This window comes from Streptomyces bobili (genome assembly GCF_002154575.1).
GTDB lineage: Bacteria > Actinomycetota > Actinomycetes > Streptomycetales > Streptomycetaceae > Streptomyces > Streptomyces bobili.
The window spans coordinates 1-17192 of sequence record NZ_MUBA01000168.1 but is presented as its reverse complement, the minus strand read 5'-3'; the positions used below and the strand labels follow the sequence as shown (position 1 = coordinate 17192).

Here is a 17192-nt window from a genome sequence, read left to right as displayed (position 1 = left end):
TCCCCAGGGCTCCGCCCTGACTCCGTCCTCCGCCTTGCGACGCACGGCACCAGACCCCGCTCCCTGCTCCGGCCTGACCCGAACGAAAAACCCTAGAGCGCGGGCAGGATCGCCGGCATCAGGTCCTGGAACGTACGGCCGTTGGCGGGAGCGCCGAGGGCGGTCATGTTCCAGCCCGCGCCCACCCGGTGCACCTTGGCCATGATCTGTGCCGTGTAGGCGCCGCCGCCCGCCAGCGTGTAGCGCGCCAGCTCCTGGCCGTTGGTCTCGTCGACCAGGCGGCAGAAGGCGTTCTGCACCTCCTGGAAGGTCTGGCCGGTGAAGGAGTTCACCGTGAAGACGATCTGGTCGATGTGGACCGGGACGCGGGACAGGTCGACCAGGATCGCCTCGTCGTCGCCGCCCTGGCCCACGCCGCCGACCAGGTTGTCGCCGGTGTGACGGACTGAGCCGTCGTCGCTCACCAGGTGGCGGAAGAAGACGACGTCGACAGGCTGCTTGTCCGCGAAGAGAACCGCGGAGGCATCGAGGTCGATCTCCCGGGTGCGGGAGCCGAACAGGCCGCGCCGCGGGGCAGCCTGCCAGCCGAGACCCATGCGCACCGCGGTCAGGCTGCCTCCGTCGGCCTTCTGCAGACTGATGGCCTGACCCTTGGTCATGTTGACGGTCACGCGCTGATTCCCCTCTCGGACTGTCCCCTGTTGCCGCGGTCCCCGCGGTTGACGAAAACCCTACGCAACGCCACTGACAGTGCCGTACCCAGGACCGCACTTTGTGTCGTTCTTGCAACACAGGGCGTACGGCGGCCGGGCCCGCCCGGTCCGTCAGGCAAGGCCGGCCTCCTTCATCTGGCGCAGTTCCTTCTTCATCTCGGAGACCTCGTCGCGCAGTCGGGCCGCGACCTCGAACTGGAGGTCCGCGGCGGCCGCCCGCATCCGCGCCGTCATCTCCTCGATCTGCCCGGCGAGTTCGGCCGCGGGGCGGTCGGTCGGGACCGTCTCCTTGGCCTTCCCCTTCGCGGACTTCGCCGACGTCGCGCCCTTGGCCGCCTTGCCGCCGAGGGAGGGGACCGGCGCCTTGGTACCGCCGCCGTCCTTCTTCGCGCGGTAGCCGGAGCCCAGGAGCTGCTCGGTGTCGACCTCCTCGCGCGCGATCTGCGCGACGATGTCGTTGATCTTCTTGCGGAGCGGCTGCGGGTCGATGCCGCGCGCCGTGTTGTAGGCGATCTGCTTCTCGCGGCGGCGGTTGGTCTCCTCGATGGCCCGCTCCATGCCCGGAGTGATCTTGTCGGCGTACATGTGGACCTGGCCGGAGACGTTGCGCGCGGCGCGGCCGATGGTCTGGATCAGCGAGGTGCCGGAGCGCAGGAAGCCCTCCTTGTCGGCGTCGAGGATCGCCACCAGAGACACCTCCGGCAGGTCGAGGCCCTCCCTCAGGAGGTTGATGCCGACCAGTACGTCGAACTCGCCGGCCCGCAGTTCGCGCAGCAGCTCGATGCGGCGCAGGGTGTCGACGTCGCTGTGCAGATAGCGCACCTGGATGCCGAGTTCGAGGAAGTAGTCGGTGAGGTCCTCGGACATCTTCTTGGTGAGGGTGGTGACCAGGACGCGTTCGTCCCTCTCGACGCGCGTGCGGATCTCGTGCACCAGGTCGTCGATCTGGCCCTCGGTGGGCTTGACGACGATCTCGGGGTCGATGAGGCCGGTGGGGCGGATGATCTGCTCGACGACCCCGTCCCCGCGGGAGAGTTCGTACTTGCCGGGCGTCGCCGACAGGTAGACGGTCTGTCCGATGCGCTTCTGGAACTCCTCCCACTTCAGCGGGCGGTTGTCCAGGGCGGAGGGCAGCCGGAAGCCGTGGTCGACGAGGGTGCGCTTGCGGGAGGCGTCGCCCTCGTACATGGCGCCGATCTGCGGGACGGTGACATGGGACTCGTCGATGACGAGCAGGAAGTCGTCGGGGAAGTAGTCGATCAGGGTGTTCGGCGGGGAGCCGGGCTCACGGCCGTCGAAGTGCATCGAGTAGTTCTCCACGCCCGAGCAGCTGCCGATCTGGCGGAGCATCTCGAGGTCGTACGTGGTGCGCATGCGCAGGCGCTGGGCCTCGAGGAGCTTGCCCTGCTTCTCCAGTTCGGCGAGGCGCTCGCCCATCTCCTTCTCGATGTCGTTGACGGCGCGCTCCAGGCGCTCCGGGCCTGCCACGTAGTGGGTGGCGGGGAAGACGTACAGGTGCTCGTCGTCGCTGATGATCTCGCCGGTGAGCGGATGGAGGGTGGACAGCGCCTCGATCTCGTCGCCGAACATCTCGATGCGGACGGCCAGTTCCTCGTAGACCGGGAAGATCTCGATGGTGTCGCCGCGGACCCGGAAGGTGCCACGGGTGAAGGCCGTGTCGTTGCGCGTGTACTGGATGTCCACGAAGCGGCGCAGCAGCTGGTCGCGGTCGATCTCCTCGCCGACCTTGAGGGTGACCATCCGGTCCACGTACTCCTGCGGCGTACCGAGGCCGTAGATGCAGGAGACCGAGGCGACCACGATGACGTCGCGGCGGGTGAGGAGGGAGTTGGTCGCGGAGTGGCGCAGGCGCTCGACCTCCTCGTTGACCGAGGAGTCCTTCTCGATGTAGGTGTCCGACTGCGGGACGTACGCCTCGGGCTGGTAGTAGTCGTAGTACGAGACGAAGTACTCCACCGCGTTGTTCGGCAGGAGCTCTCGGAACTCGTTCGCCAGCTGGGCGGCCAGCGTCTTGTTCGGCGCCATCACGAGGGTGGGGCGCTGGAGCTTCTCGATCATCCACGCGGTCGTGGCGGACTTGCCGGTGCCGGTCGCGCCCAGGAGGACGACGTCCTTCTCACCGGCCTCGACGCGCTTGGCCAGCTCGGCGATGGCCGCCGGCTGGTCACCGCTGGGCTGGTAGGGGCTGACGACCTCGAAGGGCGCCACCGTGCGTTCGATGTGGGAAACGGGCCGCATGCCATCCACCGTACGACCCACCACTGACAATGCGGTCCGATCAGCGGTTCTGCGGGGTCCGGCTCTCGTGGAGAGCCACCTTGCGGCGGGTGCGGAGCCGGGTCCGGCCGACGGTGTGCGGGTGGGCCGGGACGCCGGGCTTGTGCTCGGCGGGGGTCCAGTCGGGCTTGCCCATGACCATGAGCGGGTCGAACATCACCACGACGCCGGCGAGGCAGAGGAAGGCGAGCGGGCCGATCAGCATGGGCGCGAGAAGGGCGGCGGGCGAGTCGCCGGCGGACGGCGTGCCCGTGGTGTGCAGGTCGACGCTGAGGGCGGCCATGCCCGTGTAGTGCATGCCGGTGACGGCCAGCCCCATGACGAGGCTGGCGCCGACGCTCCACAGGAAGCCCCTGACCTGCCCTGCGGCCCACAGGGCGGCGGTGGCGGCGGCCATCGCGATGGCCACGGAGATACCCACGGTGAGGGTGTTGTACTCGAACTTGCCGTCGAAGCGCATGCCGGCCATGCCCAGGTAGTGCATCGACGCGATCCCGAGGCCGGTGATCGTGCCTCCGGTGAAGAGCGCGGTGCCGGTGGCGCCCTTGTAGCCGACGATGAAGATCCCGACGCCCACCATGACGACGGCGACACCGAGGCTGGCGTAGGTCATGGGTTTGTCGTAGTGGATCGGGGCGCCCGCGACCGAGAAGCCCATCATGGCGACGAAATGCATGGTCCAGATGCCGGAGCCGATCGCAGCGGCGCCCAGGGCGAGCCATCCGGGGCGCCAGGAGTGGGCGACGAGCAGCGCTCGGGTCGTGCAGCGCAGGCCTAGGGCACCGCCGAGGCAGGCCATGAGATAGGCCACCAGCGGTGTGACGAGTCCGTAGCTGAATCCGTCGACCGTGCCGTGCATGCGCGGTTGCCCTTCCGCCCTGTTGCTGGAATGCCTGGAACGCGCCCCCCCACCCACGACCGCGCGGACGGTCGGGGTCGACGCAGAGCAGTATGACTGCCACCGGAATGGTCGAACGATTTTCCGGCAAAGAAACACGGCCTTGCCCCAATGTGCGGCACCCGTGAAGCGGTCCCGGCCGTCAACCTTCATCCCGTGGTCCTCCCGCGCCCACCCGCCGTTGACTCTCTGCTGCCACAGTGGAGCGGTAGGTGATCGGCCGACGCGAGGAGTACGCATGCACGCGCGCGCAGTTGCCGCGACGACCACCGCGCTGGTGGGCGTCGTCGCCCTCCTGCTCCCCGTCCATGACGCACGGGCGGGCATCGTGGGACAGCCCTCGGTGATCGCCCACCGGGGTGCTTCCGCCCAGGCGCCCGAGAACACCCTGGCGGCCGTCGACGCAGCCGCCGACCTGGGCGTTCGCTGGGTGGAGAACGACGTCCAGCGCACCAAGGACGGCACGCTCGTGGTGATCCATGACGACAGCCTCAGCCGGACCACGGACGTCGAGGACGTCTTTCCGGGGCGCGCCCCGTGGAAGGTGAAGGACTTCACCGCGGCGGAGGTGGCGCGGCTCGACGCGGGCAGTTGGTTCGGCCCCGCGTACGCGGGCGCGCGCGTGCCGACGCTCGGGGAGTACGTCCGCCGGGTCGAGCATCACGACCAGAAACTGCTGCTGGAGGTGAAGAACCCCGAGCTGTACCCGGGCATCGAAGCGGACACCCTCAAGGTGCTCGCCGACGAGGGATGGCTGGACGGGGAGCACCTCGCGGGCCGGCTGATCGTGCAGAGCTTCAGCGCCGGCAGTCTGCGGGCCGTCCACGATCTCGAGCCGTCGGTGACGACGGGCCTGCTCGGCAAGCCGGCGGTGCGGGACCTGCCCGGGTACGCGGCCTTCGCCGATCTGATCAACCCCTCGTACGTGTCCCTCACCGCCGGGTACGTCTCCGCCGTGCACGCGGTCACAGGACCGCACGGCAGTCCGCTGAGGATCTTCGTCTGGACCGTCGACGACGCCTCCACGGCCCGGAGGATGGCCGGGTACGGCATCGACGGCGTCATCACCAACAGGCCGGACGTGGTGGCGCGGGCCCTGTACTGGGACTGATGCCGCGACCGGTCCCCGGCGTTGTCAGTGGTGGGTCGTACCGTGGGCGCATGGACAGCCATGGGCAGTACGAGCAGCAGGTCGTGTGGGCCGTCGTCGGCACCGGCATCGGTCCGCTGCTGCTGGCCGCGACCCGCGAGGGCCTGGTCAACGTCGTGTTCCACGCCGACGAAGCCGTGCGTGAGAAGGCGCTCGGCCGCCTCGCGGACCGGCTGGGTGCGGAACCCGTCGAGTCACCCGACTCGCCACTGCTGTCCGAGGCGATAGGCCAGGTCCGCGCCTACTTCGCCGGCGAGCGACGCGATTTCGCCCTGCCCCTGGACTGGTCGCTGATCTCCGGCTTCAACCGTCAGGTCCTGCGTGAGCTGGCCTCCGGCGTCCCGTACGGCGCGGTCGTGGGCTATGGCGATCTCGCCAAGCGCGTGGGGCAGCCGGGTGCCGCGCAGGCGGTGGGAGCGGCGATGGGCGCCAATCCCCTGCCGGTCGTCGTGCCCTGCCACCGGGTCGTGGAGAGCGACGGCGGAATAGGCGGCTTCGGGGGCGGCCTGGAGGCCAAGCGCAGGCTGCTGGCCCTGGAGGGGGTCCTGCCCGAGCCGCTGTTCTGAGCGGCCGGCCCCGCGCCGAGGCGGCCTCTGAGGGGGGCGGGGCGGCGCGGGGCGGGCGTACCGGTGTGTCAGTCGTAGTGCCGGATCTCGACGACGTTGCCGTCCGGGTCGCGGAAGTAGAGGCTGCGGGTGGCCTCGCCACGGGCGCCGAAGGAGCCGTGCGAGACGTCCGAGACGGGGACGGCGTGCTCGGTCAGGCGGGTGTGGAGGGCGTCGAAGGCGGTCCGGGGCAGGGCGAGGCAGATGTGGTTCACGGGGTGTCCGGCACTGTCGGCCGCGCCGGGGAGCATCGTCATGCGCGTCACCATGGTCAGCGGCATGAGGTCGAGGAGGGTCCCGTCGTCGACCCGGACGGAGGGGAAGGGCTCCTCTCCCGCGGCGAACGCGTCGAGCCGGACGGGCGCCAGGCCGACGATGTTCTCGTAGAAGTCGGCCGCGGCGAGCGGGTCGCGGACCCACAGGACGACGTGGTCCAGGCGAGGCAGGTTGTCGGTCATGCCTTCCAGGCTGGTGTCGTCCCCCACAGGCCGCAAGGGTTTGACCGGGCGCGCCGCCCGCCAGGGATGAGGGAAGACCGACGGACAGGAGGCGGGCACGTGGTGCTGGTGGTGTCGGAAGAGGTACGGGAGGCGGTCGACGCGCGTCGACCCGTGGTGGCGTTGGAGTCCACGATCATCGCCCACGGGCTGCCACGGCCGCGCAACCTTCAGGTGGCGCGGGAGCTGGAGGCGGTGGTGCGCGAGGAGGGCGCCGTCCCGGCGACGATCGCCGTGCTGGACGGGCGGCCCCATGTCGGCCTCGACAAGGAGCAGCTGGAGCGGATCGCCAACGAGGACGGGATCCGCAAGCTGGGCCACCGTGACCTGCCGCTCGCGGTCGCCTCGGGGGCGAGCGGGGCGACCACGGTGTCGGCGACCGCGCTGCTGGCCGCGCTGGCCGGGGTGCGCGTGTTCGCGACGGGCGGGCTCGGCGGGGTGCACCGGGAGTGGACGGCCACCCAGGACGAGTCGGCCGACCTGGGCCTGCTGGCGCGTACCCGGATCACGGTGGTGTGCGCGGGGGTGAAATCGATCCTGGACGTGCCGGCGACGCTTCAGCGGCTGGAGACGCTGGGGGTCGCCGTCGCCGGGTACGGCACGGATCGCTTCCCCGGCTTCTACCTGTCCGATTCGGGGCATCCGGTGGACTGGACGCTGGAGAGTCCCGGCCAGGTGGCGGACGTGATGAGGGCTCAGGACGCCCTGGGCGTACCGGAGTCGGCTCTGATCGTGGCGAATCCGGTTCCCCAGGAGGAGCAGCTGGATCCCGCGCTGCACGCGCGCGTGCTCGCGGACGCGCTGGAGGCCTGCGCGGCGGAGGGAGTCACGGGCCAGGCCGTCACGCCGTACCTGCTCGACCACCTGGTCCGCCACACCGAGGGCGCGTCGCTGAGCGCCAACCTGGCGGCGGTGCGCGGCAACGTACGGCTGGCGGGGCGCATCGCCTCGGCGTGGGCCGGGGCGTGACCGGGAGTCCGGACGCACCGCATGACGGCTCCGGCGGCTCGGGGCCGGGACCGGGACCGGGACCGAGCAGCGCTCGCGCGCGGCGCGCGCTGCTGGTCGTGGGGGACGTCGTCACCGATGTCGTCGCGCGTCACCGGGGACCGCTGGCCTCCGGGACGGACACGGCCGCGCTGATCCGGACCCTGCCGGGCGGGGCGGGCGCCAACGTGGCGTGCTGGGCGGCCCACTGGGGATGTGCGGACGTACGACTGCTCGGCCGGGTCGGTGCGGAGGCGGCGGCCTGGCACGAGCGGGAACTGGTCGCCGGCGGCGTACGGCCCTTGCTCGTCGTCGATCCCGAGGCGCCGACGGGCACGGTGATCTGCCTGGTCGACACGGGGGCCGCGGCCGAGCGGACGTTCCTCACCGACAGCGGCGCCTCCCTGCGGCTCGAACCGGACGACTGGTCGGACATGCTGCTCGACGGGGTCGCCCGGCTGCATCTGTCGGGCTATCTGCTGTTCTCCGCGTCGGGGCGTGCGCTGGTGCGGACGGCGGTGGCCTCCGCACGCGCGCGTGGAGTGCCGGTGAGCCTGGATCCGGCGTCGACGGGGTTCCTGGGGGAACTGGGCGCCGACCGGTTCCTCGCCCTGGTGCGGGGCGTGGACGTGCTGCTGCCCAGCAGGGACGAGGCGTGTCTGCTGACCGGGACCGCCGACGGGGCGGAGGCGGCTGCCGAACTCAGCCGCCGGGTGCCACTGGTGGTGGCGAAACAAGGAGCGGACGGGGCTGTGGTGGCGCGGGACGGCGCCGTCGTCGCGCGGGTCCCGGCCGTCCCGGCGGCACCCCGTGACACCACGGGGGCGGGCGACGCCTTCACGGGCGCGTTCCTCGCCGCCCTGCTCGCGGGGACCGAGCCCGCCGAGGCCGCGGTGGAGGGGTGCGCGGCGGGCGCTCTGGCGGTGGAGCGGGTGGGCGGCAGACCGCCGACGCACACGGGGGTGGTGGAGACGACGCCTGCTCGGTGACAGCACCGCACCGCCGGTCACGGGCGCCGGGAGGGTGGCGGGGACGCGACTGCGGGTGTCGGCGTACGACGGGGCGCGGGACCGCCGCGCCCGGTGTCGGCGTACGAAGGGGACGGCCGGGACCGGAGGCTGCCTGGTGTCGGCGGTCCGGCCTATGCCTTTCTCCCCCAGGCCGAGATCATCGGTGCCGTCGCGAGGTCCATGCCGCCGGAGGCGACGTTGGCGAGGTGGCGGTCGATGTCCTCGTCGGTCGCGAGGCCCGCGGCCACGAGGTCGGCGCGGATCTGACGGACCGTCGCGGATTCCAGGGCGGCGCAGGCGGGCGAGGTGAGGGGGAAGTGCGCGTCGGCCTCCACGCCGCGCAGTCCAGCCTCCCGGAGCAGGCGCGGGAGCCTGCGGCCGTAGGAGAGGTCGGCGCCGCGGTCCGCCAGGAGCGTGCGGAACCCGTGGCGCAGGCGGTTCGCCAACTGCTGCTCGGGGCCGTGCTCGTCGGGGCAGGGCAGCGGCTGGAGGGCCGGGTCCGCGTCCTCCAGCAGGAGCCGGCCGCCCGGCCGCAGAGCCTGGACCATGGAGCGCAGGGCCCGCTCCCGCTCCGGGACGTGGACGAGGACCAGCCGGGCGTGGACCAGGTCGAAGCCCTCCGCGGGCGGCTGCTCGGCGCCGATGTCGTGCACCCGTACCTCGACCGGCGGGCGGGCGGCCCCGGTCAGTCGTGAGATGTCGATGTCGGTGGCGACGACCTTGCCGGTGGGGCCGACCTTCTTCGCCAGCCAGGACACCACCGAGGTGCCGCCCGCGCCGGCCTCCCAGCAACGCCAGCCGGGGCCCACGCCCAGGCCGTCGAGGTGCCGGAACGTCGTGGGGTCGAAGAGGGCGGCAACGGCGTCGAAGCGCTCCCCCGCCTCGGTCCGCTGATTGTCGAGGAGGTATCGGCCGGTTCGCGTCATACGGCTGATCATCCCAGTTGTCCTGGTTTCCCTGGAGGGCGACGCGACCGCGAGGCGGTGGCCGAGGGCGGCCGGCCCGGAGAGGAAACGGGAGGTGAGTCCGCGCCCGGAGGCAGACCCCATCGGGCCCCGTTCAGGCCCCTGTCAGGCACTATTACGGGTTTTCCACAGGCGGGAACAAAGCGGAACGTCCCCTTTCCACAGGCTTACCCAGGGTCTGCCCTCGCCTGGCAGACTGACATGCCAGGGCGTGAGCACACGCACGGGGGATCCACAGGAGGAGGTCCGGATGACCATGGCGGGAAATCTGCGGAAGGTCACTGGCCTGGGCGGAGTCGGCGGCCTGCGCAGGGTGGCGCGCCTGGCCCGCCGACGTGTGCGGGTCGATCTGAGCCACCCCGCGCGCTCCCCGCTGGGCTCCTCGGTGGTGAACTGCGTGACGTACCGCGAGGGAACCCGCGCCCCGGTCGGCGGCGATCTGGTCGACACCGTGGAGCGGGTGCGCAAGAGCGGGCACGGTTTCGTCTGGCTCGGGCTCCACGAGCCGACGAACGCGGAGTTCGCGGGCATCGCCGACCTCTTCGACCTGCATCCACTGGCCGTCGAGGACGCGGTCGAGGCCCATCAGCGCCCGAAGGTGGAGCGGTACGGCGAGACGCTGTTCGCCGTGTTCAAAACCGTCTGCTACGTCGAGCACGAGCAGCTCACGTCGACGAGCGAGGTGGTCAACACCGGCGAGATCATGGTGTTCGTCGGCCAGGACTTCGTCGTCACCGTGCGCCACGGCCGGCACGGATCGCTGGGTCCGCTGCGCGAGGAACTGGAGTCCGCTCCCGGCCAGCTCGCCAAGGGACCGTCGGCGGTGCTGCACGCGGTCGCGGACCACGTGGTCGACGAATATCTCAACGTCATCGACTCCGTCCACGCGGACATCGACCAGGTCGAGACGGACGTCTTCGCGGAGAACGGCGCGCGGGCCGACCCCGGGCGCATCTACCAGCTCAAGCGCGAACTCCTGGAGCTGAAGCGGGCGGTGGTTCCGCTGAGCCGGCCGCTCCAGGATCTGGCGGCCCGGCCGATGCGGGTGGTGGATCCGGAGATACAGGCCTACTTCCGGGATGTCTCCGACCATCTGCTGCGCGCCACGGAACAGATCTCAGCCTTCGACGAACTGCTCAACTCGATCCTCCAGGCGCACCTCGCCCAGGTCACGGTGGCGCAGAACGAGGACATGCGGAAGATCACCGCGTGGGCCGCGATCGTCGCCGTGCCGACGATGATCTGCGGGGTCTACGGCATGAACTTCGACCACATGCCGGAGCTGCACTGGAAGTACGGCTACGGCATGGCGATCGGGCTGATAACCGTCGCCTGTCTGTCCCTGTACCGCGGCTTCCGGCGCAACGGCTGGCTCTGAGGGGGCGGTTGCCGGCGGGCCGGCGTCAGGTGCGGGCGCTGCCGGTACCGGTCCTGGCGTAGACGCTCTCGGCCCACGAGGCCATCTGGTCGTCACTCAGGTGCTGGGCGAGGTCGGCCTCGCTGATCATGCCCACCAGGCGCTTGTTCTCGATCACCGGCAGCCGCTTGATCTGGTGACCCTGCATCTCCTGGAGCACCTCGCTGACATCGGCGTCGGCGTCGACCCAGCGCGGGGTTCCCTTGGCCATCTGACCGGCGGTGACCTTGGCGGGGTCGTGGCCCATGGCCACACAGCCCACGACGATGTCGCGGTCGGTGAGGATGCCGCAGAGCCGTTCGTTCTCGTCGCTGATGGGCAGGGCTCCGACGTTGAGTTCGCGCATCAACTGGGCGGCGCGGTCGAGGGTCTCGTGGGCGGGGATCCACTGGGCGCCCCGGTGCATGATCTGTCCGGCGGTGGTCATGGTGTACCTCCCGGTGCGGGACGGCCGGCGCGACGCGGTGTGCGCCACCGTCCCGGCGCCCTGCACTCTCGTGTCCCGGCGTCCCATTCTCGCCGGGCCGGTCGCCGACCGCACGTCAGGCAGAAGGCGGCAGGCAGAAGCCGCCACCTGACACGTGGCACGGCACCCTCGGCAGGGTTCAGGCCGAGAACCCGACGACCTTCCGCGGCACGACGCGGATGATCAGGCGCACTTCGTCGTCCTTCTCGGCCGGCGGGTCGATGCCGAGGTACTTGTGGGACAGCTCGTGAGGGAGGCGCTTGTCGTCGTCGGGGAGGATCTCGGCGGTGCCGCGGATCTCGACGGAGGTGTAGGGGTTGGCGAGGTCGAAGACCGAGAGGCTGATGCGGGGGTCACGGCGGAGGTTGCGCACCTTCTGCCGTCCGTCGGTGGAGGAGAACAGGACGGTGTCGCCCTCACGTTTGATCCAGACCACCGAGTTCTGGGGAGCCCCGTCAGGGCCGAGCGTCGCGACGGAGGCGAAGTTCCTGCCGTCGAGGAGGGTACGGACCGAGGCGTCGAGGGACACGGGGGCGCTGGAGGAGATCGTCATGACAGCACCCTAGTTGCATGCACATGCATTTAATAGGGGTTACGGCAACACTGCCTCGCGGACCGTTGGTGGACCAGCCACGGACCAGCCGACCAGCCGACCAGCCGACCAGCCGACCAGCCGACCAAGGATCGGACCACCCCGGATGGTCCGCCTGGTCACCCGTTCCACGCCGGATGCCGGGGATCGTCCGCGCGGACCAGCACGTCGGCCGCCACCGCCGGATCGGTCTCCTGGTCGTAGCGCTCGAAGGCGGGCAGCGTCCACCGCTCGGCCTCGGGGGTGCGGCGGAGCAGGGCGGGCGACGACAGGAGGACATGAACGGTCAGGTCGAAGGGGAACCAGTGACGCAGCAGGAGGGGACCGTGCAGCAACAGGAAACCACGGGGCGGGAGTTGGACGTAGGGGCTGCGGGTGGCGCGGTCGGTGACCGGGTCCCACAGGTCGGGAAGGATCCGCCCGTCGCCACCGGATTCGAGGGGGCCGAACACCTCACGCCACAGGGCACCGGTGTCGAACCAGCCGTCGTAGTAGGCCTCGACGTCATGGCGGCCGTACTCCAGGCGGACGGAGGCGGGGCGCAGGAAGCCCTGGGTGTCGACGACGCGGGAGGGGCGGCCTCGTGTCCGCAGCGTTTCGGCGACGCGTTCGGCGAGGTCGCCGGGGCGGGCCGCCGGGGCACCGTCGAAGGCGATGCGCGGCCAGGGGCTGCCGTCCTCCGGCTTCAGGTCGAGCAGGCGGTCGGCGAGGAGGTCGCCGAGCCGTTCCCAGGTGATCGCTTCGAGTCGCACATGGCCCATGATGCGACAGATGCCGTTCCGAACGCGCCGCGCTCACGGATGCCGCGGGCGGCAGGCAGGTGCGGGGGCCCGCCGAGGCCCGCCATGTGCGCCCGGCGTGCCGGAGGTGCGCGGCCGTTGTCATACGCGGACCGGGGAGGGGGAATGCAGCCGGTATGCAGGACGTCTCAACTCCCCCGCCCACTGCCGGGCTTGTCGTGATCCAGCCGTCGCGGCGGCGGCACTGCGCCGGGTGCGGGCGGGGGCCGCTGCCGATGCTCGTCGTCGAGGACCGGGCACCGTACTGTCTCGGCTGCGCGGACCTGGGGCATCTGGTGTTCCTGCCGCGCGGTGACACGGCGCTCACCCGCAGGGCGCGGGAGGAGAGCAGGCTCTCGGTGGTCGTCGTCCGGTTCAACCGCCGCAAAGGGCGCTATGAGCGGCAGGGCGTCCTCGTCGAGGAGGCGGGGCTGGCGCGGGCGGAGACGCGCTGCCTGGCGGACGCCGAGGCGCGGGGACGGCGACGGGTGCGGGACGCCCGGTTGCGGGCGGCGCGGGACGCGCGGTTCGCGGAGGCGTTCGCGGTGGAGATCCTGCGGCTGTTCCCCGGCTGCCCGCGGGACCGGGCCGAGGAGATCGCCGCGCACGCGTCGGTGCGGGGCAGCGGGAGGGTCGGGCGCAGCGCCGCCGGGCGGGCGTTGTCCGAGGGGGCGGTCGTCTCGGCGGTGGTGGCGTCCGTACGGCATCTGGACACCTCGTACGACGGGCTGCTGATGGGCGGAGTGCCGCGACGGCAGGCGCGGCGGCGGATCGCGGCGGGCGTGGAGACGGTGCTGCGGGAATGGGGGTGGGAGACGGAGGCAGGCGCCGGTCGCTGAGCTGCGGCGGAGGCGAGGAGGGAAGCGGGGCGGTCCCCGCCCCTGGACGTTCGCGTATGGGGCCGAGGCTCTCGGCGATGGTGGCTGTTCACGCGGGCGACTTGACTGGTGGGGACGGACGGACAGAAGGCGGGCGGGTGCCCGGCAGGGTGTGGGAGGGACGACATGATCGAGGGACCGTATTTCGTGCTGGTGGTGCTCGGGGCGCTGGGGACCGGGCTGGTGGCGGGGGTCTTCTGCGGGTTCTCGACCTTCGTGATGAAAGGACTGGCCTCGCTGCCGCCCGCGCAGGGCGCCGCCGCGATGAAGGCGATCAACGTGGCGGCGGTGAGGCCGGCGTTCATGCTCCTGTTCGTCGGCTCGGCGGTGCTGTGTGCGGTGATCGCCGTGGTGACGTTCGTGCGGTGGCCGGACGAGGGGGCGGTGGAGCTGCTGCTGGGCAGTGCGCTGTATGTCTTCGGCTCGTTCGGGGTGACCGCGCTGGCGAACGTGCCCCGCAACAACACCTTGCTCGCGCAGGCCCCGGACACCCCGGAGGCGACCGCCTACTGGCCGGTGTACGTGAGCGAGTGGACGGCGTGGAACCACGTCCGCACGGTCGCCTCGGCCGCCGCCGCGCTCACCTACGTGCTGGCTCTGACATGAGCGCCCGGCACGCGCGCAGCAAGCGCTGTCCGACGCTCTGCGCGGGGCGGGGAGGGGACGTATCGTGGCCGGAAGAGTGCCGCCCGATGACGCACGGCCCCGTCGCACGCGCACGCAAGGAAGACGGCCATGGCCGATCCCAAGGGTTTCATGACCACGCCCCGCCAGGACTGGCCACGCAGGCCGGCCGGGGAGCGGGTCCGCGACTGGGACGAGGTGTACGTCCCCGGCGCGCTGCTCCCCATCATCAGCGAACAGGCCGACCGCTGCATGGACTGCGGTGTCCCGTTCTGCCACGAGGCCTGCCCGCTCGGCAACCTGATCCCCGAGTGGAACGACCTGGTCTCGCGTGAGGACTGGCGGGCGGCGAGCGACCGGCTGCACGCGACGAACAACTTCCCCGAGTTCACCGGCCGGTTGTGTCCGGCGCCGTGCGAGGCGGGGTGCGTGCTGGCCATCAACCAGCCCGCCGTCACCATCAAGAACGTCGAGGTCGCCATCGCCGACCGGGCCTGGGCGGACGGACTCACCCCGCCCCGGCCGCCGGACCGGCTGTCCGGGCGGACGGTGGCGGTGATCGGCTCCGGGCCCACCGGGCTGGCCGCCGCGCAGCAGCTGACGCGGGCCGGGCACACGGTCGCCGTCTACGAGAAGGACGACCGCATCGGCGGGCTGATGCGGTACGGCATCCCCGAGTTCAAGATGGGGAAGCGGCACCTGGAGCGCCGGATCGAGCAGATGCGGGCGGAGGGCACGAAGTTCCGTACGTCGACGACCATCGGGCGGGACGTCATGGCCGACGATCTGCGGACCCGCTACGACGCCGTGGTGATCGCCACCGGAGCGACCGAGTGGCGGGAACTGCACGTACCGGGGCGGGAGTTGACCGGCATCCAGCAGGCCATGGAGTACCTGCCGCTGGCGAACCGGGTGTGCGAGGGCGACCTGGAGCGGTCCCCGATGTCCGCCGCAGGCAAGCACGTCGTCATCGTCGGCGGCGGCGACACGGGCGCCGACTGTCTGGGCACGGCGATCCGGGAGGGCGCCGCGTCGGTGACCCAGCTGGACATCTACGCCCAGCCGGGCGCGGAGCGCGACGAGGACGCCGATCCCTGGCCGACGTACCCGAAGATCTACCGGCTGTCCGCGGCGCACGAGGAGGCGCGCCATCTCGGCACGGCGCCGGCCGCCGACGCGGACGCGCGCCTCTTCGCGGCGTCCACGCTCCGCTTCACCGGTGACGAGAGTGGGCACGTCCGGGCGCTGCACCTCGTCGAGGTCGACGAGAAACGGCGGCCCGTGGAGGGCACCGCACGCGCGCTCCCCGCCGATCTGGTGCTGCTCGCCCTGGGTTTCTCCGGGCCCGACCGCGACGACGGGCTGATCGAACAGCTGGGGCTGGCGCTGGAGCCGCGCGGCACGATCGCGCGGGACACGGACTTCGCGACGAACGTTCCCGGCGTGTTCGCCGCCGGGGACGCCGCGCGCGGGCAGTCGCTGATCGTGTGGGCGATCGCGGAGGGACGGGCGGTCGCGGCGGCCGTCGACCGCGCGCTGACGGGAAGCTCACGGTTGCCGGCGCCGATCGGACCGTACGACCGGCCGATGAGCGTATAGACGAGCGCAGGGAAGGCGCGGGGCCGGTGACCGTGCGGGCGAGCCCGCAGGGAAGGCGCGGGGCCGATGACCGTGCGGACGAGCCCGCAGGAAGGACGCGCGGCCGATGACCGACCGCGGGCCGGCGGCCGGTCGTTTCAGCGCCGCTCGTCCGTGCCCGCGACCTTGGCCGTGGCGATGGCGACCCGGTTCCAGGTGTTGATCGTGCAGATGAGGGCCAGCACCTGGGCGAGTTCGGCGTCGTCGAAACGGGCCGCGGCCTCGGCGTAGACGTCGTCGGGGACACCGCCGTCGGCCACCAGCGTGACCGCCTCCGTCAGGGCCAGGGCGGCCTGCTCCTTCTCGGTGAAGAAGTGCCGGGCCTCCCGCCAGACGGCGACCAGGTGCAGGCGGTCCTCGCTCTCGCCTGCCTTGCGTGCGTCGTTGGTGTGCATGTGGAGGCAGTAGGCACAGTGGTTGAGGTGGGAGGCGCGGATCTGGATCAGTTCGACGAGGGCGGGGTCGAGTCCCTCGCGGGCGGCAGCGTCGAAGCCGACGAGCGCGCGGAACGCCTTGCGGGCGGACTTCGCGAGGTCCAGACGGCTCCGGCCGGCCTCGGCGGCGGCGATCGCGGCGGTGGGCAGGGACTGGGTCTCGGTCGTGGTCGTCCGGGTGTCGATCGTGTTCGTCGTCGTCATGCAGATCAATCTACGGGCCGGAAAGACCCTCTGTAGGGTGCATTCTCATGGAGGAATCATGGGTCAATTCCGCTGAGCGGATCGGCGCCGACCTGCATCTGGAACTGTCCGGTCCTGGCGGGCGGCGGGCCGCGCTGATCCGGGCGCTGCGCGACGCCGTGCGCGGCGGGCGGCTCGCTCCGGGCACCCGGCTGCCGCCGTACCGTTCGCTCGCCGCCGACCTCGGGGTCGCGCGCAACACCGTGGCCGACGCCTACGCGGAGCTGGTGGCGGAGGGCTGGCTGACGGCTCGCCAGGGGTCCGGGACGCGGGTCGCCGACCGCGTGGAACCCCTGCGACACACCGCGCGAGGGCCCGTTGAGGCAGCTCCACGCGCGCATGGCCGCCTGCACGACCTCCGGCAGGGCAGCCCGGACGTGTCGGCGTTCCCGCGCGCGGCCTGGCTGGCGTCCTACCGGCGGGCGCTCCAGCAGGCGCCCAACGAGGTGTTCGGGCCCGGTGCCCCCGCCGGGCGCCGCGAGTTGCGCGAGGCGCTCACCGCGTACCTGGCACGCGCGCGTGGCGTGCGCACCGAACCCGACCGCATCGTGATCTGCTCCGGCTTCGCGCACGCGCTGCGGCTGCTGTTCGGCCAGGGCGGGGGCGGCGTGCTGCGCGGTCCGCTGGCGGTGGAGGCGTACGGGCTGGGGTTCCACCGGGAGCTGCTGGCCGCGGCGGGCGTACGGACGGTCGCGCTGCCGCTCGACGGGGACGGGGCGCGCGTCGACCTCCTGGGGCGCGAGCGGGGGGTGCTGCTCACGCCCGCGCATCAGTTCCCGACCGGCGGTCCGCTGCACGCCACCCGCCGGGCCGCGGTGATCGACTGGGCACGCGCGCGTGGCACGGTGGTGCTGGAGGACGACTACGACGGCGAGTTCCGCTACGACCGCAGGCCCGTGGGCGCGCTCCAGGGCCTGGACCCCGAGCACGTGATCCACCTCGGCTCGGTCAGCAAGAGCCTGTCGCCGGCGCTGCGGCTGGGCTGGATGGTGCTGCCG

The 17192-nt window shown here is 71.7% G+C and carries 18 protein-coding genes; 9 read left to right on the top strand and 9 right to left on the bottom strand.

Annotated elements, in window-relative coordinates:
* Positions 1 to 92: 92 nt before the first annotated feature.
* The 3 genes from BZL64_RS14495 to BZL64_RS14485 all read right to left on the bottom strand — a co-directional run bounded on the left by BZL64_RS14495 (position 93) and on the right by BZL64_RS14485 (position 3870).
* Positions 93 to 671, bottom strand: a complete 579-nt coding sequence (locus BZL64_RS14495) for a TerD family protein (RefSeq protein WP_086769596.1) — start codon at positions 669 to 671, stop codon at positions 93 to 95.
* A gap of 153 nt (positions 672 to 824) precedes the next feature.
* A complete protein-coding gene (uvrB, locus tag BZL64_RS14490; protein ID WP_086769595.1) occupies positions 825 to 2972 on the bottom strand; it encodes an excinuclease ABC subunit UvrB in 2148 nt (715 codons plus the stop codon).
* Positions 2973 to 3012: 40 nt separating this feature from the next.
* The gene (locus BZL64_RS14485) at positions 3013 to 3870 is read right to left on the bottom strand and encodes an MHYT domain-containing protein (RefSeq protein WP_086769594.1); all 858 of its coding nucleotides are present in this window, start codon (positions 3868 to 3870) and stop codon (positions 3013 to 3015) included.
* Between the two features lie 277 nt (positions 3871 to 4147).
* Here BZL64_RS14485 and BZL64_RS14480 point away from each other — a divergent pair, with 277 nt between their 5' ends.
* Together BZL64_RS14480 and BZL64_RS14475 are read left to right on the top strand one after the other, a co-directional pair.
* Positions 4148 to 5020, top strand: a complete 873-nt coding sequence (locus BZL64_RS14480) for a glycerophosphodiester phosphodiesterase (RefSeq protein ID WP_086769593.1) — start codon at positions 4148 to 4150, stop codon at positions 5018 to 5020.
* Between the two features lie 50 nt (positions 5021 to 5070).
* On the top strand, positions 5071 to 5625 hold the full coding sequence (locus BZL64_RS14475; RefSeq protein WP_086769592.1) for a methylated-DNA--[protein]-cysteine S-methyltransferase: 555 nt from the start codon (positions 5071 to 5073) through the stop codon (positions 5623 to 5625).
* A gap of 68 nt (positions 5626 to 5693) precedes the next feature.
* Here the strand turns inward: BZL64_RS14475 and BZL64_RS14470 are convergent, their stop codons facing one another.
* Positions 5694 to 6122, bottom strand: coding sequence for a VOC family protein (locus tag BZL64_RS14470; protein ID WP_208639439.1), 429 nt, complete (start codon positions 6120 to 6122; stop codon positions 5694 to 5696).
* A gap of 102 nt (positions 6123 to 6224) precedes the next feature.
* On the opposite strand from BZL64_RS14470, the gene BZL64_RS14465 reads away from it, so the two are divergent.
* A complete protein-coding gene (locus BZL64_RS14465; RefSeq protein WP_086769614.1) occupies positions 6225 to 7130 on the top strand; it encodes a pseudouridine-5'-phosphate glycosidase in 906 nt (301 codons plus the stop codon).
* Between the two features lie 92 nt (positions 7131 to 7222).
* Positions 7223 to 8137, top strand: a complete 915-nt coding sequence (locus BZL64_RS14460) for a carbohydrate kinase family protein (protein WP_425276044.1) — start codon at positions 7223 to 7225, stop codon at positions 8135 to 8137.
* Between the two features lie 152 nt (positions 8138 to 8289).
* Here BZL64_RS14460 and BZL64_RS14455 read toward each other — a convergent pair whose 3' ends face one another.
* The gene (locus tag BZL64_RS14455) at positions 8290 to 9084 is read right to left on the bottom strand and encodes a methyltransferase (RefSeq protein WP_086769612.1); all 795 of its coding nucleotides are present in this window, start codon (positions 9082 to 9084) and stop codon (positions 8290 to 8292) included.
* A 289-nt stretch (positions 9085 to 9373) separates the two neighbouring features.
* Here BZL64_RS14455 and BZL64_RS14450 point away from each other — a divergent pair, with 289 nt between their 5' ends.
* Positions 9374 to 10501: a magnesium and cobalt transport protein CorA gene (locus tag BZL64_RS14450; protein ID WP_086769590.1), complete on the top strand. Its 1128-nt coding sequence runs from the start codon at positions 9374 to 9376 to the stop codon at positions 10499 to 10501.
* Positions 10502 to 10526: 25 nt separating this feature from the next.
* Here the strand turns inward: BZL64_RS14450 and BZL64_RS14445 are convergent, their stop codons facing one another.
* From BZL64_RS14445 to BZL64_RS14435, 3 genes are all read right to left on the bottom strand, one after another.
* A complete protein-coding gene (locus BZL64_RS14445; protein ID WP_086769589.1) occupies positions 10527 to 10967 on the bottom strand; it encodes a CBS domain-containing protein in 441 nt (146 codons plus the stop codon).
* Positions 10968 to 11145: 178 nt separating this feature from the next.
* Positions 11146 to 11559 (bottom strand): PPOX class F420-dependent oxidoreductase, encoded by a 414-nt coding sequence (locus BZL64_RS14440; protein ID WP_086769588.1) that lies wholly within the window; start codon positions 11557 to 11559, stop codon positions 11146 to 11148.
* 158 nt (positions 11560 to 11717) lie between these two features.
* On the bottom strand, positions 11718 to 12359 hold the full coding sequence (locus BZL64_RS14435) for a nucleoside/nucleotide kinase family protein (protein WP_086769587.1): 642 nt from the start codon (positions 12357 to 12359) through the stop codon (positions 11718 to 11720).
* A gap of 155 nt (positions 12360 to 12514) precedes the next feature.
* On the opposite strand from BZL64_RS14435, the gene BZL64_RS14430 reads away from it, so the two are divergent.
* From BZL64_RS14430 to BZL64_RS14420, 3 genes are all read left to right on the top strand, one after another.
* On the top strand, positions 12515 to 13216 hold the full coding sequence (locus BZL64_RS14430) for a DUF2293 domain-containing protein (protein ID WP_086769586.1): 702 nt from the start codon (positions 12515 to 12517) through the stop codon (positions 13214 to 13216).
* Positions 13217 to 13381: 165 nt separating this feature from the next.
* Positions 13382 to 13861: an anthrone oxygenase family protein gene (locus BZL64_RS14425; protein WP_086769585.1), complete on the top strand. Its 480-nt coding sequence runs from the start codon at positions 13382 to 13384 to the stop codon at positions 13859 to 13861.
* 129 nt (positions 13862 to 13990) lie between these two features.
* Positions 13991 to 15478: a glutamate synthase subunit beta gene (locus BZL64_RS14420; protein ID WP_086769584.1), complete on the top strand. Its 1488-nt coding sequence runs from the start codon at positions 13991 to 13993 to the stop codon at positions 15476 to 15478.
* Between the two features lie 137 nt (positions 15479 to 15615).
* Here the strand turns inward: BZL64_RS14420 and BZL64_RS14415 are convergent, their stop codons facing one another.
* Positions 15616 to 16155, bottom strand: coding sequence for a carboxymuconolactone decarboxylase family protein (locus tag BZL64_RS14415; protein WP_086769583.1), 540 nt, complete (start codon positions 16153 to 16155; stop codon positions 15616 to 15618).
* Between the two features lie 47 nt (positions 16156 to 16202).
* Between BZL64_RS14415 and BZL64_RS14410 the strand changes: the two genes are divergently transcribed.
* Positions 16203 to 17192: aminotransferase-like domain-containing protein (locus tag BZL64_RS14410; RefSeq protein ID WP_086769582.1), on the top strand; the 990-nt coding region annotated here is incomplete at its 3' end.